Genomic DNA, 16,678 nt, shown 5'->3' on the forward strand with positions numbered 1-16,678 from the left:
TTAGCAGATTGGCTAATTATTTAAACTTCTTCATCTTTTTATCTGCCGGAGTAGCTTCAATGATACTCATTGCAAAACCACCACTACGGGCCAATTTGGTAGAAATCTTTGTTTTGTTAGTTACCAAACCTTTTTTAATCTGATAAGATGTCGGATTTGATTCGTAATCTGCATCCTTGCCGTCTGCATAAAGAGTAGCTACATATTGTTTTCCCGGTTCCAGAAAATCAAGAGTGAAAGTAGAGGTACGGGCATTTTCATCAGTAATACCACCTACAAACCAGTTATTTGTACCTTTTGCCTTACGGGCTACGGTAATATAATCTCCCGGTTCAGCTTCCAGATATTTGCTGTCGTCCCAATCTACAGCCACATCTTTAATAAATTGGAAAGCATCCATATAGCGCTCATAATTTTCGGGAAGATCAGCTGCCATCTGAAGCGGACTGTACATCGTTAGGTAAAGAGCCAACTGTTTTGCCAGAGTAGTATGTACAAAGCTGTGTTCTCCTGTCAGAAAAGACAATTGAGTATCAAAGATACCCGGTGTGTAATCCATCGGACCACCAATCTGACGAGTAAAAGGAAGCAATGTAGTGTGGAACGGTTTGCTACCGCCAAAAGCTTCGTATTCAGTACCACGGGCAGACTCATTTCCGATAAGATTGGGATAAGTACGACATAGCCCGGTAGGACGAACAGCTTCGTGAGCATTTACACAAATCTTATAGTCGGCGGCTTTCTTCACGGCATAGAGATAGTGATTATTCATCCACTGACCATAATGATGTTCGCCCCGAGGAATGATATTACCTACATAACCACTCTTCACCGCATTATATCCGTTATCAACCATAAACTGATAGGCCTTATCCATATGACGTTCGTAGTTGCGTACAGAAGCAGATGTTTCATGATGCATCATCAGTTTCACGCCTTTACTCTTAGCATAGTCATTCAGCATTTTCACGTCAAAGTCAGGATATGCAGTAACAAAATCGAATACATAATCTTTGGAGTGACCGAACCAGTCTTCCCATCCTTCATTCCATCCTTCAACCAATACTTGGTCAAATCCATGTTCGGCAGCAAAATCAATGTAACGTTTTACATTCTCATTGTTAGCACCATGCTTGCCGTTTGGCTTCGTTTTTGAATAATCGGTTTCACCAAGTTTCACAGACAAAACATCATCCGTATAAGCCCAGCTACTCTTTCCGGTAATCATTTCCCACCACACACCTACATATTTCACCGGTTTAATCCAGGAAACATCTTCATAAGCACAAGGATCATTCAGATTAAGCGTCAATTTAGAAGCAAGAATATCGCGGGCATCATCACTTACTATCACTGTACGCCACGGAGACTTACAAGGAGTTTGCATATATCCCTTATCTCCCACTGCGTCCGGAGTAAGCCATGACTCAAAAACAAGATTCTTGTCATCCAGATTCAGATTCATACAAGAGTAATCCACCAAAGCAGCTTCATGCAGGTTGATGTATAGTCCGTCAGCTGTCTTCATCTGCAAAGAAGTTTGTACTCCGGTTGGTGAAAAAGAGGCCTGCGATGCATTGTCTGTAATAGCTCCATTCATTAAGCCACGGATTTCAGAAAGTTTAGACTCCGTATAATCATATTCCTGTGTGTCATAATCACCCGGAATCCAGAAAGCAGTATGATCACCAGTCATGGCAAACTGTGAATGTTCTTCCTTAATAACAAAGTAATTCAGATTCTTTTGCAATGGAAATTCATAGCGAAAGCCCAAACCATCGTCATACAAGCGAAAACGGATAACGATGTTACGATCCTGCGCTTTCTGATCCAGTGTTACTGCCAATTCATTGTAATGATTGCGAATAGACTTTACTTCACCCCAAACCGGTTCCCAGGTTTCGTCAAAAGTACTTGTCTTGGCATCAGTCAATGTAAACCCATTCATTAGTCCCGGGTCGTTTTTAAGTTCCAACCCCAACTTCGAAGGTTTGATTACTTCCTTATCTTTATAAGAAAGTTCATACACCGGTTCGCCTTGTGCGTTCACCGAAAAATTGAGTTTCAAAAGTCCGTTAGGAGAAGTAATACTTTCGGCCATAGCTGCTGTGCTTATTAATAAAGCGAGCAAGAAAAAAGCCATCTTGATGGTTAGTGTTTTCATGTTAATCATGATATGAATTAATAAATAAAAATCGTATGGCAAAGATAAACAGGAAATATTCAGATACACTCCCCATATAAATGGAATATAAAAGAAATATCTGAAAACGTTTGCATAAGTTTCTTATTATTAATGAGATAATCAGAAGATTAAAAACAGAAAATATAAATGGGTATTCACTCTACCGCTCCTATTTTGAGGATTTCTTCTTCAAATTTGTCCCGGTTAATGGCTTTATTCTTGACTTTATTCCGATAGGTATAGATGGTATTGATTGAATAGTGCAGAAAATTAGCAATCTTGGAACTGTCATCAATCCCCAAACGAATAATGGCAAAAATGCGTAACTCGGTATTCAGCAATTCGCCGGTTTTAAGAACGAAACGTTCTTCGGGCTGTAACAGTTCATTGAACTCTGCCACAAAGTTGGGATACAGATGCAGAAAAGCATTGTCAAAATTAGCATAAAACTCTTTCTGCTCTACTCCTGCAAACTGTGAAGACTTGGTTAGCTTTAATAATTCCTCTGATTGTCCTGCTGTGATCTTCCTGTTCACAGTACTCCGAAAACGATCCAGCTTTTCGATATAAATAGAGCAAAGATTAAGAAAATGGCCGATATATTCCTCTTTGATGTGATTTGCCTGTTTCAGGTTTCGTTGAGTAACGGACAATTTTTTCATTTGTTTATATATTAAGATTACAGAAACAATCAGAAAGGCAGAAAGTATACTGACTACAATCAGAAAAAAGATCAATTGATGGCGCTGCCGTTCTATCTGTTGCTTATAAGCCCCCTCAATCACAGGAAGAACACCTGATATCTCAATGGTACGCAAACGGGCATTACAGAAAATAGCATCCTCAAGCGAACGCTTTATATAACGATATGCGCGGGATACATCTCCCCGTTCATAAAGAACAAAAGCCAGATTGGACAAAGCAGCATTCTCTTTGACTGATGCTTTTATATCCGAAATAGCAGATAACGCCAGATATCTCTCATATGCATCTGTATGTTTTTCATCTTTATACAAATGAGCCAGTGAAAAAGCAGCACGGGCATAGATATTAGAAGTTTCGGGTTGATCATGCAGTAATCCCAACAGCACTTTTTTGGCATGACTAAACTGTTGATTAGCTATAAAACGTTCGGCTTCGTAAAGACGATATTCCGGTAAAGCCGGTGAAAGCACGGCGAGTAAGGAATCCCGGTATACATTTTGTCGCCTGATATAGTCCGTTGCATAGGGGCTGTTATGAGAGTAATTAACAAGAAAAGAATATAGCTGACGCCCACAATTATAAAAAGCAGGAAGTAAACTATCCGGCAACGTAGCACGATTGATACCATACAGCGTTTCCCATGCTTCCTTGTACATCCCGGAAATAGACAATACAGATGTCTGACAAAGACGAACGTCATCAGCCAACGCGATACTGCGTAAAGAATCGGCTATCAACAAGCTATTATCAAAATATTTCATGGCAGAGTCTGAAACAAAGAGTTCATATTCAGTTCCCAGTTCCTTATTGAGGATAAACTGTTGCCGCAACGTAAGAGAAGGATAATGTAAAAGTCGCTTCAAACTATCTATACGTTCTTCTTTCTGTTTCATATATATTTCCTGTTGCCCCATTATCTTACCCAAGCGGACAAGAACGGAATCCACTCCTTTGCCAGCCAATGCTACAAGGGCACAATAGAAGAACGATATCATTACTAAAAAAAATCTTTTCATTATCCGACATTTTTACTTTAGTGTTCAAAAGTACATAAAATCCACTAAAATCTACCACCTTCACTTCTCTAAAACAAGCTGTACCTCAACATTACACAAATAAATTTGTTTCTGCTTCTGATTAATACTATTTTTGCCCCGGTTAGCACAAAAAGAATGAAAGAGATCGTTTATATATTTATCGGAGGTGGCGTAGGAAGTGTGCTTCGCTATCTGGTACAAATCAGCATTAACGAACGGATGTCCGGTATAGGTTTTCCTTTCTCGTGGGGAACTTTTATCGTAAATATTGCCGGTAGTTTTCTGATCGGTTTATTCTACTCAGTATCCGAGCGCTGGAATCTGTCTATGGAAATGAGATTATTTCTCACCACAGGACTGTGCGGAGGATTTACCACTTTTTCCACCTTTTCCAACGACGGATTAAGTCTGCTGAGAGGAGAGTTTTACAGCACATTTCTGCTTTATGCCTTATTGAGTATTGGATTGGGATTAGTAGCGGTAATGGCCGGAGGAGCGGCAGGAAAGCTACTGGGATAAAATCAACAAAAACACATTATAACTAAAGCCACTACAAATACCGTAATATATAATGAAACAACCCCGGAATAATAAACCTCAAATAGTTCGTATCGCTGCTCCCATGATCGAAGAGCAGGAAGAGAGCTTGAAAACTTTAAAAGACTTATTAGAGCAAGAGGAGACGGTATCCAGCCTCTCGTTTAATAAAAATAACGAAGAATTCATTCATACTCCTTATCGGACTATTAAAGAGTGCACATTCAGTGGTCTCACTTTCAGAGATTGTCAACTAAAATCAGCCCAACTCACCGATGTACGTTTTGAGAATTGCGACTTATCCAATATCTCTTTTGCCGAAAGTTCTCTTTACCGGGTAGAATTTATTTCTTGTAAACTGGTAGGGACTAATCTCTCTGAAACCACCCTCAATCATGTCTCATTCCGCGAATGTAACGCAGCTTATATTAATGTTGCCATGAGCAAAATGAACCAAGTTCGCTTTTCCGGTTGTCATTTTAGAAACGGTAGTCTCAACGATTGCCGGTTATCATCTGTAGCTTTTGATAATTGCGATTTGGTGGAGGCAGATTTCTCTCACACTTCGTTACGAAGTATCGATCTTCGTACTTCACGCATCAGTGGAATCGTACTAAACATCAGCGATCTGCGAGGTGTTATCGTTAATTCATTGCAAGCGATGGATTTGCTTCCCATGTTAGGAGTTGTTATTGAAGATTAGGCGTAAGAGATTTATCCTACATCGTATGGAAATGAAGCAGTTCACCACGGAGGACACGGAGAGCACAGAGATATTATTTTCTCTGATGAAACGCGGATGATCGCAGATAAACGCAGATTAAAAGACTATAGCTCTTTATCATACATTTGTTTCTCTTTGCGAAAATCTGCGATCATCTGCGTTTCAATAAAGATTTAAACTCTGTGTCCTCTGCTACCTCTGTGGTGAAATACTGTATGGCTTTGAGCTTAATAGTCTCTGCCGTTGCTCTCTATTTCCTTCTCCGGTATTGATAAAGTTCTATCTTATAGAGGAACGTAAGAAGCCTCGGTGTACAACGTTGTTTTAGATGTACATGTAAAGCAGTACGACATGTGCATGTGGAGCAGTACGACATGTGCATCTCGTACCGTTTTAGATGTACATGTAAAACAAGACTATACACCGGGAAAAGAAACGTTCCTTTCTAAGAAAGGCAAAATACAACACCGGACAACAGCATGCTTCCCGCACAAGGAGACGCATCAGGCAATGGTAGATGAATGGAAATGCAGATGAACACAGCCTTAAATGAACTTGCGCCATGCTTTTATGATACAAGGTCCTTTCGATCAGTATTGATCTACATAAAATTAAACTTTTATTCACCTATCCGGATGAAACAAAACCAATTACTTCTTTGTTAATTAATAAAAGTAAAGTTACTGGCTGATTATGGGGAGCAGCTTTACATTAGAATACCTATTTATAGGGATTCTCTGTTCTCCATGAAGTGAGTATATTTGCAAGTATCTAAAAAATATAGAGAAACAATGAAAATAGAAAAAATTACAGGACGCGAAATCCTCGATTCCAGAGGCAATCCCACAGTAGAAGTAGACGTAGTATTAGAATCAGGTATCATGGGACGTGCATCCGTTCCATCGGGTGCATCAACCGGTGAGCACGAAGCATTGGAACTGCGTGACGGTGACAAAAAACGCTACGGAGGAAAAGGTGTGCTGAAAGCTGTAGAAAACGTGAACAATATTATTGCTCCGCATCTTATTGGCATGTCAGCTCTCGACCAAATGGGTATTGACCACGCAATGCTGGCTCTTGACGGTACGAAAACCAAAGCAAACCTGGGTGCTAACGCCATTCTGGGTGTATCACTTGCCGTAGCCAAAGCAGCAGCTGCATATCTCGACATTCCTCTTTACAGATATATCGGCGGAACTAACACTTATGTACTGCCTGTCCCGATGATGAATATCATCAACGGTGGTTCTCATAGTGATGCCCCGATTGCTTTCCAGGAATTTATGATTCGTCCGGTAGGTGCCAAATCTTTCAAAGAAGGTTTGCGTATGGGTGCCGAAGTATTCCATGCCCTGAAAAAAGTATTGAAAGATCGTGGTCTTAGCACGGCGGTCGGTGATGAAGGTGGCTTTGCTCCTAACCTTGAAGGCACTGAAGATGCTCTGAACTCTATTCTCGCAGCTATTAAAGCTGCCGGATACGAACCGGGTAAGGATGTAATGATCGGTATGGACTGCGCTTCTTCCGAATTCTATCGTGACGGCATTTACGACTATACCAAGTTTGAAGGTGCCAAAGGTAAGAAACGTACCGCTGACGAACAGATAGACTATCTGGAAAAACTAATCAACGAATATCCGATTGACTCTATCGAAGACGGTATGAGTGAAAACGACTGGGAAGGCTGGAAGAAGCTGACCGAACGTATCGGCGACCGTTGTCAGTTGGTAGGTGACGACTTGTTTGTGACCAACGTTGACTTCCTTGCCATGGGTATTGAAAAGGGTTGTGCCAACTCTATCCTGATTAAAGTAAACCAGATTGGTTCGTTGACAGAAACGCTGAATGCTATCGAAATGGCACATCGTCATGGTTATACAACAGTAACCTCTCACCGTTCCGGTGAAACAGAAGATGCTACCATCGCTGATATTGCAGTAGCTACCAACAGCGGACAAATCAAAACCGGTTCACTGAGCCGTTCAGACCGTATGGCAAAATACAACCAGCTTCTTCGTATTGAAGAAGAACTTGGCGATCGTGCCGTATATGGATATAAACTATTGAAATAATTAAAGCTGTTTATAATAGTTAAGAGGGGGATAAGCCGTGATGGCCTGTCCCCCTCTCCTATTTTAACCCTCTGATTGAATAATCAATCGGCTACCTTAAATGAAACTTCATTTCCACTTTGGCTATCCGTTGCTACCCAAAGTCCGAAATCTCCGGGTTCAACCACTTTTTCCATATTTATATTATAGAAAGCCAACTCGCTCACCGGCAGTTCAAATGTCACCGTCTTCTTTTCACCCGGCTTTAAAGTGACGCGGGTAAAGCGCTTCAACTCCTTCACCGGACGGGTTACAGAACCCACCTTATCCCGTACATACAGCTGAGCTACCTCCGTACCTTCGTAATCACCCGTATTTTCCAGATCGAAGGTAACAGTCAGTACATCATTCTTTTTCAGTTCATCAGCAGAAAGTTTCACATCACCATACTTAAATGTAGTATAAGACAGTCCATATCCAAACGGATAGAGCGGATCAAAACCGGCATCCATATAGAAAGAGGTACACCCTAATGAAGTCTGTCCGGCTTCTACCGGAATATCTTTCAACAGGGTTTCGTTGCGCGTAGCCGGCCGGCCGGAATTGTTATGTGAATAATAGGCCGGAATCTGTCCCACCATCTTCGGGAAAGTAACGGGAGTTTTGCCACTCGGCACTTCTTTGCCGAACAAAAGATCAGCAATCGCAGGGCCTCCCATTGTACCCGGATGAAACGAATAAAGTACTGCTGCAGAGAGATCCGCCTCTTTGCCAATCGTCAACGGACGGCCTGCCATTACTACTGTCACTACCGGTTTCCCGGTTTTAGCTAAAGCAGCAATCAATTCGGACTGAGCACCTTGCAGATTCAAATCGGCCAGACAGTGCGCTTCACCGGAAAGGATAGACTCCTCTCCTACAAATGCCAGAACTACATCAGCACGGACAGCCGCTGCAACAGCCTTACTAATACCAGATGTCTTGTTATCCCGGCTGTAAGCCAGTCCCGGTTCAAAAATCACCTGTACTTTATCGCCATACATCTCTTTGATAGCAGCCAACGGCGTTTTCGTATGTGCCTTATCTCCGTCAAAAACCCAAGTTCCCATCTGCTCGTAAGGAGCATCAGCCAAAGGTCCCACAACAGCCACAGTACGTACTGTTTCTTTCAAAGGAAGTACCCGTTTGTCGTTCTTCAACAGAATGGCCGACTCCACAGCAGCACGTTTGGCAGCCGCCAAATGAGCATCGGCATACATCACAGAAGGCTGTTTTTCGTCTACATACGGATGGTCAAATAATCCAAGACGATACTTGATACGCAAAATATTACGGACGGCTTCATTTATGGTTTCTTCTTTCACCTTACCTTCTTTGACCAGTTCGGGCAATTTATTAACAAATGTGTAACTGACCATTTCCATATCCACACCTGCATTCACCGCTTTTAGGGCAGCTTCTTTGTCATCGGCAGCAAAACCGTGAGGGATCATCTCCTTAGCAGAAGCCCAGTCCGTCACTACAATACCGTCAAATCCCCATTCTTTACGAAGTACATCTTTCAGAATAAAGCCATTCCCGGTAGCCGGAATCCCGTCATTATCATTGAACGAAGTCATGAAAGTGGCAGCACCGGCATTGGCAGCAGCTTCAAACGGAGGCAGATATACATTACGTAAACGACGTTCGGGAATAAACGTAGAGTTATAATCAAGTCCGCCTTCGGCAGCACCGTATCCCACAAAATGTTTCGGACAAGCAGCAATGGAGGAAGGGCTGCTCAATGAATCACCCTGAAATCCCTTAACCATAGCAGCACCCATAACAGAAGTCAGATAAGTATCTTCTCCACAACCCTCGGCAATGCGTCCCCAGCGCGGATCACGGGCAATGTCAATCATCGGGGCAAACGTCCAGCGAATCCCCACAGAGGATGCCTCAACAGCTGCCACACGCGCACCTTCTTCTGCCACAGAAGGATCAAAAGTGGCAGCCTGCCCCAAAGGGATAGGAAAAATAGTCTTAAACCCATGAATAACATCACGGGCTATCAACAGCGGAATTCCCAGGCGGGATTCTTCCACCGCCACGCGCTGCAAAGCATTGACACGGACCGGATCTATCTCATTCAAAATAGAGCCTATCTCACCTTTTTTAATCAACACACTCATTTCTTCAATGTTGCCGAAAGAGCTGATCTGGTTCATCTGACCGATCTTCTCCTCCAACGTCATCTTAGAAAGCAGTTTTTCTACCTTGTTCTCAACAGCTTTGTCTTTGGTGTCGGATACCTGTGTACACGACATAAAAGGAAGTAATAAGAGACAGGCAGAGAGAAATTTAGTTGTTTTCATACTTATTTATATACTTGAAATGGAACATTCACTGTAGATACGAATCCCGTATTATCCAGCACATATACATACAATCTATATTCACCAGGAGTTTCAACAATCGTTTCATAAGTTGCGGTATCCGAAGTATTCACCTCTCCCACTCTTTCCGGACGCGGTTCAAAAGAACCACCGAAGCCAAGTTCGGTGGCTTCTTTCAATATTTCCCATACATAAGTCAACTGATCGTTTTCTTTATCTGCGACGGCTACATGAGCTTTGAACGCAGTTCCGGCTTTGACGCGAACACTGTTGATGGCATGCATTCCGTTTATAGTCATAGCCTCAACCACAGGAGCCGTTTCCGTCAGTTCTTTTCCGGTCCAGACCCTCTGCATAGCCTCTACCATAGGAGTCTTTTCGCCACGCAGCGGCAATCCCTCTACATTGTCTTCTACAAACATACTGAACCAGGTGGGAGTACGTTCTTCCTTCTGCCCCCATAGAAAAACAAAAGAACCCAGACAACGCTCATTTGCAAGAATATAGCGGGTATAACGTTCTTCGTACACCTGTCTTTTTTCTTCGCTTGTTTGCTCGATAGGTGCCTTCCAGTCTGTAGAAGCAGTTTCCCACCATCCGGTTGGCCCCCATTCCGTCACCATAAAAGGACCTTTATAAGCAGATTGGTCTACCATCTCCTTTATTTCACCAATCGGACCATACGTATTGATACCTACATAATCAAGCGTAGGGGCAAATTTAGCAATAGAGTCAAGAGCAGCCGGATTGTGTGCAATAACCGTAGATACCAGATGGCGTTTATCAACTGATTTAATGATCAGCGCTAACTCTTCCACAAAACTCCACGCAGCACCTACATTAGCATTACCCAGATCGATTTCATTTCCAATTCCCCAGGCCAACAGACAAGTGTCATTTTTGAAAGTCTCTGCCAGGAGGCGCACTTCCTGACGCAGTTTATCTTTGTACGCATCATCATAATAGAGTGCCGAATCTTTCGTCATTGCTATCCCCTGCATTACATACATCTTATTTTCCGCAGCTAAAGCCAGATCTTTTCTAACTGTTTCTACATCTCCACCCCAGGTTCTGAAAGCATTGGCTCCATTCTGGTTAGCAACGTCCAGTCGATAGGTTCCGCCTACACCTTTAATAGATGTATCCACTCCGTTAATATAGAGTTTAAACCCTTCTCCGGATTTCTTTATCTCAATTCCGGACGGAGCAGAACAAGCACCCAGCAGAAAACTCCCTAAAACACAACCACAAATTAAAAGTTTTTTCATTATTATCTACCTATTACATTGAGAATTAGGGACATCTTTTGGCTTTACCAGTGTAAGCCTTCAAATGCCCCTAAATATATTAATTCTTTTGATAAACACGAACGTAATCAATTTGGAATATTGCCGGATAGCAAGTATTATCTACTCCTTTTGTTCCTCCCATTCCTCCACCGACAGCCTGGTTCAGTTTCACGTAAAACGGAACATCAAATGGCCAGGTCTCTTTATTTCCGGTTCCGTCATTCTGAAACCGGAAACGAAGTACACCGTCAATATAACCTTTGATCTCCTGTGGTGTCCACTCCAGTCCATATACGTGAAAATCATCTTGTGCCCTGTCAATAACCGTAATGGAAGTTTGCTGCGTACCGATACTGTGATTGTATCGCTCTGTATGAGCAGATATATGAATAGAATCGGGATGACTCCCCACATGTTCCATTATATCTATCTCACCATCCAGCGGCCAATTCTTAAAATCTTCGGGCAACATCCAGAAAGCAGGCCAGGTACCAACTCCTTCCGGCAACTTCATCCGGGCTTCAAAATAACCATACTTCCAGCTTTGAGCAGTATTCATCCGTGCAGATAAATAATTGTATCCCTCAACCGGTTTATCAGGTATTAACGCTTTAATATGCAATATACCTCCATCCAGGTAAGCCACCGTATCCGTTTCATAAACAGCAGGAACGTAATATTGCAGTTCGGCATTCCCCCAACCTCCACCACCAACTTCGTATTTCCACTTTAAAGTATCCGGCAAAGAACGATCTGCAGAATCGAACTCGTCATTCCAAATCAATTTATACTCTTTGGGTACAAATGCACTATCCACTACAGACTTCGCAACCGGACGTTCGGTACAAGCTGTACCGGCAGCCACTACTATAGTCAGCAATACCAATAATTTCACATTCATATATTAATCTTTCAATAACGGGTTCTTTTCCTGTTCTTTAAGCGGAATGGGCAAGTAATAGTGTGTACCATTGAAAATGCGGTCTTCCACCTTAGACACTTCATATCGCAATGTGACATTGTCATCATATATATTCATACCCATAATCGGTTCGGCCAGTACGTCGCCATCTTTCCAACGACGCAGATCATAGAAGCGGTGCTCCTCTAAAAGGAGTTCAATTCTGCGCTCATTCTTAATTCTTTCACGCATCTCTATTTTCGACAATCCCGAAGGCAAATCCGGTTGTCCGGAACGGGAACGAACTTCATTGATTGCCAGATAGACACTTGGATCGGGGGCAGCCAACTCTTCATTCTTTGCTTCGGCATAATTCAGCAAAACCTCTGCATAGCGTATATATGGCCAATTATTACTTTGAGCATATCCTCCGTACAGGTTGGTAGAAGGATCAAGTTCTTCTATAAACTTCTTAGGACCATAGCCGCAACGCGCCTTACCCAATTGAGGCTTGCATGAACCGTTCTTGGAAGGATCAACCGTATTGGTCACCATAGACATCCGGTGAGTTTCCCAGATGGAACCATTATAGATAATGCTCTGATAGAAACGTGCATCCCGGTTTGTATACGGATCCTGTGTATTATACATTGTATTGGTTGGGTCTGTTGTTAACTTTCCATTCACTGTTTCATAAGCATCTACCAGATTTTGGGTAGGATACAATCCGTTCCATGAGCCGGCATCCACAGCGTCCAGACTCCACATCATATGAATATTATGAGGAGCTTCGGGGAACGTGAAACGACGTTCAAAAATAGTCTCCTTATTGGCAGCTGTTTTATCAAATGCCATAGAACGATAAGGAGTATCCGTCAGTTTATACAGTTTGTATATATCCAGATCCATCACATCCTGAGCTGCCTGAGCTGCATCGGCCCACTTCCGGGAGTCATCGGCACTATTCAGAGGGCTTGCCAGATACAACAAAGCACGCGATTTAAGTGCCAGAAAAGCACCTTTTGTTGCATGTCCGGCCTCATCATCCGAATAACTGAGAGGTAAATTATCAGCATACAAATCACACTCCTCTTTCACAAACTTCACAATATCGGCAAACGAAGAGGGAGCCACTTGCAACTCATCCGTAAGGCTTTGTGCTTTCACAATCAAAGGTGCTTTACCAAAAGTACGTGCCAATTCAAAGTGACAGAAAGCTCTCAGAAAACGAGCTTCTGCTTCTACTCTCTTTTTCTCGGCAGCCGATAAGATTCGTTCATCAACACCGGGAGCACGCTCGATGATGATATTACACTTGCGTATCACCTTATACTCCTGATTCCAGATCTCCTCTACAAAAGGACAACTCTGGGCAGTGATTGCATCTTTATTAAGTTGCGTATAGATAGGACCATCGCTAACACTGGCAAAGTCGTCAGTAGCAGCATCCAGATTCCCAGCCCACGACATGGACCAGTCCTGCTCGTAACCAGCCGTACACCTGTTGAACCCGCACAACATAGAACCGTATGTATTTGCTACAAACTGATTAATCAGATTCTTGTCTTCCCAGATAGCTTCATCAGAGATAAAAGTAGTAGGTTTTATATCCAGCATATCCGAACATCCGGACGCAAGAACCACCAATATCGTTATTAATAAATTTCTATTCTTTTTCATAATCGTATCATTCTTTAAAGTTAAAACTGAAGAGTAAGTCCTACGTTAAACGCCTTCATTTGCGGATATGTCCATCCTTCCTGTTGAGTGTTTTCCGGGTCAATTTGCGGAACATCGGAAATGGTAAACAGGTTCTGCGCATTCACATAGACACGCAATCCGGTTATTGCCGCAGACCGCAACCATCTGGAAGGAAGCGTATATCCTATTTCAATATTCTTCAAACGAAGATAAGAAGCATCATAGAGGTAGGTCTGAACAGCGCTGATATCCGTAGTCGGGAAGTTATGAGTAGATTCTGCCAAACGAGGATATTTCGCATTTACATTCTGTTCGGTCCAACTCTCGTTTACCCAAAGCTGCGGAAGATTACCTTGATTGAAATAAGGTTGTATCACACCACCCTTCAGATAAACCTGTGTACGGGCAGCTCCCTGGAATAAGAAACTGAAATCAAGATTCTTCCAGTTCAACGAACCATTTATACCATAGATTATCTCAGGAATATTTCCATTTCCCAAATAAGTCATATCGTTAGAATCTACCACGCCATTGCCGTCAACATCCACATATTTAATATCTCCCGGCTTAGTCACATACCCTGTACCTGCCACTTCCTGCTTTGGATAAGCATCTATTTCTTCCTGAGACTTAAAGATACCATCTGTTTTATACCCATAGTAACCATTGATGGGTCTGCCCGTTTTACGCATATACTTGGATGTTCCGGCTGCTTCTGCCATTTCTACAATCTCATTCCGGGCAAAGGTAAAGTTACCGCCCAATGAGAAATCGACCTGCTGTATTCTCTGATGATAATTAAGTGATAAATCGACTCCTTTGTTTTTCACCTCTCCTAAATTCTCAAGCGGTAATATTCCACCGAATGAAGAAGGCACTTCGGCACCACGCTGGGCAAGAATATCTGTTCGTTTTTCCATAAAGAAATCAACTGTCAGATTAAGACGGTTAAACAAAGTAGCATCTACCGCCACATTCGTCTTGGTCGACTTTTCCCAGGTAGCCAGTGCGTTGGCAATAGGTCCGGGCAGCATTCCTTTGGTAAGCAGTGTTCCGAAAATATAGTCTCCTAAATTATTGGTAAACCCATTACTTGCATTGTTACCGGAATACAGATCAAAACGGCTGTAAAACGGGAAAGTTACACCTCCTGTATTATCATTACCCAGCGTACCGTAAGAAGCTCTTACCTTCAGGAAATTAACCGTATTCTTCAGATTCTGAAAGAATTTCTCTTCCGAAAGCACCCATCCCAAAGAAGCAGAAGCAAACGTACCCCATCTTTTGTTGGGAGCAAAGTTTTCGGATGCATCACGACGCAGGTTAAACTCTACCAAATACTTTTGGGCATAATTGTAGTTGATACGCCCCATATAGCTGGCACGGGCTGTTTTACTGTCGTAGGCATTCAATGACTGATTGGCTGTATTTCCGGCATTCATCTGATCCAGAATTTCCGAATCAAAAGAGATACGATTCATTTCCGATCTTTCAATGAACCCCTTTCTTGCCAAAGCCATAGCCATTGCAGTGATATTGTGATTGCCGAAAGAACGGTTGTAGTTCAACTGCAATTGGTATTCCTGGTATTCATCACCGTTTTGCGTCAATCCCAAGCTGGCACTTGAACGTGGTTTCAAAACATAGGCTCCATCTGCATCCTTAGAGTAAACATAAGGAGATACATTCCATGATTTGTTTTTATATACATTCTTGCTGAAAGAAGCAGTTCCTTTTACAGACAGACCGGAAGTTATGAAATCGAGTTTCTGGTCCAGTTCTACACGTGCATCTACTACAAATGTATTTCCTTTGCTATAACTTCCACCCGGCTGATTGGAAGCCACAATATTGGGATGAGTTGCATCGGGCACAGCAAATGTACCATCAGGATAGCGACACAACAGCACAGGAGTGTTACGCACCAATTGCTGGAAAATACCCTGGCTTGCACCTACATTCAAGGTGTTCTCTACACGACCGGAAATATCAACTCCCAAACGGGTCGTATTTGTAATAGTAGCATCAATATTGCTACGCAAATTGTAACGCTTATAATCCAGATCTTCCCAAAGTCCGCCCTGGCTAAGGAAACCGGCACTTACATAATAGCGTACTTTCTCCGTACCTCCGGATACGGATAAATTGTGCTGGTGCTGAATAGCACGTTGAGACAACATCTCTTTATACCAGTCTGTATTCGGATACTTTTCCGGGTCGGTACCATCTCTGAACTTCGCCAGTTCGTCACCATTATAGATCTCCTTTCCCGTATAGGTATTATATAAACGGGCATAGTCATAAGAGTTGGCAAACTCCGGCAGTTTGGTTGGTGACTGTATAGATACATTTCCGGAATATTTAATACTTGTCTTATCCTGTGTTCCGCGTTTAGTAGTGATTACCACTACACCATTGGCACCACGCATACCGAAGATGGCAGCAGAAGCAGCATCCTTCAACACATTGATAGATTCAATGTCATTGGGATCCATACGTGCAAAGTCGGCAGAAGAACGTTCCATACCATCGATAATAAAAGCAGGAGAAGTCTCTCCCTGAAAAGTAGCAATACCACGTACATACAATGAGGCATCATCTGCTCCCGGTTCACCGGTAGCCTGCTTGGATATAAGTCCCGGCATCTGTCCTACCAGAGCATTGGTAGAGTTGGCAGACTTTGCCTTCAATAGCTCATCGCTCTTTATAGAAGTAACGGCACCCGTCAGATTGGCTTTCTTTTGAACCCCATATCCCACAACCACTACTTCCTCCAATGCTGCTGCATCCTCTTCCAGCACCACGTGAAGTATCTTATTCCCTTTCACCGGAATATCCTGTGATTTATAGCCGATATAAGAAACAGAAAGAATTGAATTAGAAGGTACAGTGAGAATAAATTTACCGTCTAAATCGGTTATTGTACCATTGGCAGTAGCATCTTTCACCACTACATTCACTCCAGGCAAAGGCTCCCTATCCGACCCGCCTATAACTGTACCCGTGACCTGTATGTTCTGAGAAAATACAGTAAGGTAAGCTCCTAACAGAATTAAAACTGATAATAACTTTTTCATAAGTCTTTGTATAATTAAGATTAACTCGTTGTCCGTTTTGGACAATGCAAACATAGAGAATAAACAGATTAAGAAGTTAAAAAGGCAGACGTCTAA

Annotated in this window: 10 protein-coding genes; 3 read left to right on the forward strand and 7 right to left on the reverse strand. The window is 42.5% G+C overall.

The features are described 5' to 3' along the window. Positions 1-16 precede the first annotated feature (16 nt). The gene (locus tag HCG69_RS01690; protein ID WP_221648600.1) at positions 17-2,173 is read right to left on the reverse strand and encodes a glycoside hydrolase family 97 protein; all 2,157 of its coding nucleotides are present in this window, start codon (positions 2,171-2,173) and stop codon (positions 17-19) included. Positions 2,174-2,340: 167 nt separating this feature from the next. Beyond that, positions 2,341-3,906: a DUF6377 domain-containing protein gene (locus HCG69_RS01695; RefSeq protein WP_221648601.1), complete on the reverse strand. Its 1,566-nt coding sequence runs from the start codon at positions 3,904-3,906 to the stop codon at positions 2,341-2,343. A 156-nt stretch (positions 3,907-4,062) separates the two neighbouring features. Here HCG69_RS01695 and crcB point away from each other — a divergent pair, with 156 nt between their 5' ends. From crcB to eno, 3 genes are all read left to right on the forward strand, one after another. Continuing rightward, on the forward strand, positions 4,063-4,446 hold the full coding sequence (gene crcB, locus HCG69_RS01700) for a fluoride efflux transporter CrcB (RefSeq protein WP_221648602.1): 384 nt from the start codon (positions 4,063-4,065) through the stop codon (positions 4,444-4,446). A 52-nt stretch (positions 4,447-4,498) separates the two neighbouring features. Continuing rightward, positions 4,499-5,167, forward strand: coding sequence for a pentapeptide repeat-containing protein (locus tag HCG69_RS01705; RefSeq protein ID WP_221648603.1), 669 nt, complete (start codon positions 4,499-4,501; stop codon positions 5,165-5,167). Between the two features lie 812 nt (positions 5,168-5,979). Then, positions 5,980-7,260: a phosphopyruvate hydratase gene (gene eno, locus HCG69_RS01710; RefSeq protein WP_195449890.1), complete on the forward strand. Its 1,281-nt coding sequence runs from the start codon at positions 5,980-5,982 to the stop codon at positions 7,258-7,260. 83 nt (positions 7,261-7,343) lie between these two features. Here the strand turns inward: eno and bglX are convergent, their stop codons facing one another. The 5 genes from bglX to HCG69_RS01735 all read right to left on the reverse strand — a co-directional run bounded on the left by bglX (position 7,344) and on the right by HCG69_RS01735 (position 16,636). Beyond that, positions 7,344-9,593, reverse strand: coding sequence for a beta-glucosidase BglX (bglX, locus tag HCG69_RS01715; protein ID WP_221648604.1), 2,250 nt, complete (start codon positions 9,591-9,593; stop codon positions 7,344-7,346). Between the two features lie 2 nt (positions 9,594-9,595). Further along, positions 9,596-10,882: a hypothetical protein gene (locus HCG69_RS01720; protein WP_221648605.1), complete on the reverse strand. Its 1,287-nt coding sequence runs from the start codon at positions 10,880-10,882 to the stop codon at positions 9,596-9,598. A gap of 79 nt (positions 10,883-10,961) precedes the next feature. Continuing rightward, positions 10,962-11,804 (reverse strand): family 16 glycosylhydrolase, encoded by an 843-nt coding sequence (locus HCG69_RS01725; RefSeq protein WP_221648606.1) that lies wholly within the window; start codon positions 11,802-11,804, stop codon positions 10,962-10,964. Positions 11,805-11,807: 3 nt separating this feature from the next. Further along, positions 11,808-13,484 (reverse strand): RagB/SusD family nutrient uptake outer membrane protein, encoded by a 1,677-nt coding sequence (locus HCG69_RS01730; RefSeq protein WP_221648607.1) that lies wholly within the window; start codon positions 13,482-13,484, stop codon positions 11,808-11,810. A 20-nt stretch (positions 13,485-13,504) separates the two neighbouring features. Continuing rightward, positions 13,505-16,636 carry a TonB-dependent receptor gene (locus HCG69_RS01735; protein WP_221648608.1) on the reverse strand — a complete coding sequence of 1,044 codons (3,132 nt, stop codon included), beginning with the start codon at positions 16,634-16,636 and terminating at the stop codon, positions 13,505-13,507. Between the last annotated feature and the right edge of the window lie 42 nt (positions 16,637-16,678).

The sequence above is a fragment of the Bacteroides sp. K03 genome (assembly GCF_019734355.1).
In the GTDB taxonomy this organism is placed as follows: domain Bacteria; phylum Bacteroidota; class Bacteroidia; order Bacteroidales; family Bacteroidaceae; genus Bacteroides; species Bacteroides nordii.

Excerpts from the sequence above, each read along its gene's own strand:
- HCG69_RS01735 (WP_221648608.1), bottom strand. The coding sequence starts at position 16,636 with ATGTTTGCATTGTCCAAAACGGACAACGAGTTAATCTTAATTATACAA.
- bglX (WP_221648604.1), bottom strand. The coding sequence starts at position 9,593 with ATGAAAACAACTAAATTTCTCTCTGCCTGTCTCTTATTACTTCCTTTT.
- HCG69_RS01690 (WP_221648600.1), bottom strand. The coding sequence starts at position 2,173 with ATGATTAACATGAAAACACTAACCATCAAGATGGCTTTTTTCTTGCTC.
- crcB (WP_221648602.1), top strand. The coding sequence starts at position 4,063 with ATGAAAGAGATCGTTTATATATTTATCGGAGGTGGCGTAGGAAGTGTG.
- HCG69_RS01695 (WP_221648601.1), bottom strand. The coding sequence starts at position 3,906 with ATGAAAAGATTTTTTTTAGTAATGATATCGTTCTTCTATTGTGCCCTT.
- HCG69_RS01705 (WP_221648603.1), top strand. The coding sequence starts at position 4,499 with ATGAAACAACCCCGGAATAATAAACCTCAAATAGTTCGTATCGCTGCT.
- HCG69_RS01725 (WP_221648606.1), bottom strand. The coding sequence starts at position 11,804 with ATGAATGTGAAATTATTGGTATTGCTGACTATAGTAGTGGCTGCCGGT.
- HCG69_RS01720 (WP_221648605.1), bottom strand. The coding sequence starts at position 10,882 with ATGAAAAAACTTTTAATTTGTGGTTGTGTTTTAGGGAGTTTTCTGCTG.
- eno (WP_195449890.1), top strand. The coding sequence starts at position 5,980 with ATGAAAATAGAAAAAATTACAGGACGCGAAATCCTCGATTCCAGAGGC.
- HCG69_RS01730 (WP_221648607.1), bottom strand. The coding sequence starts at position 13,484 with ATGAAAAAGAATAGAAATTTATTAATAACGATATTGGTGGTTCTTGCG.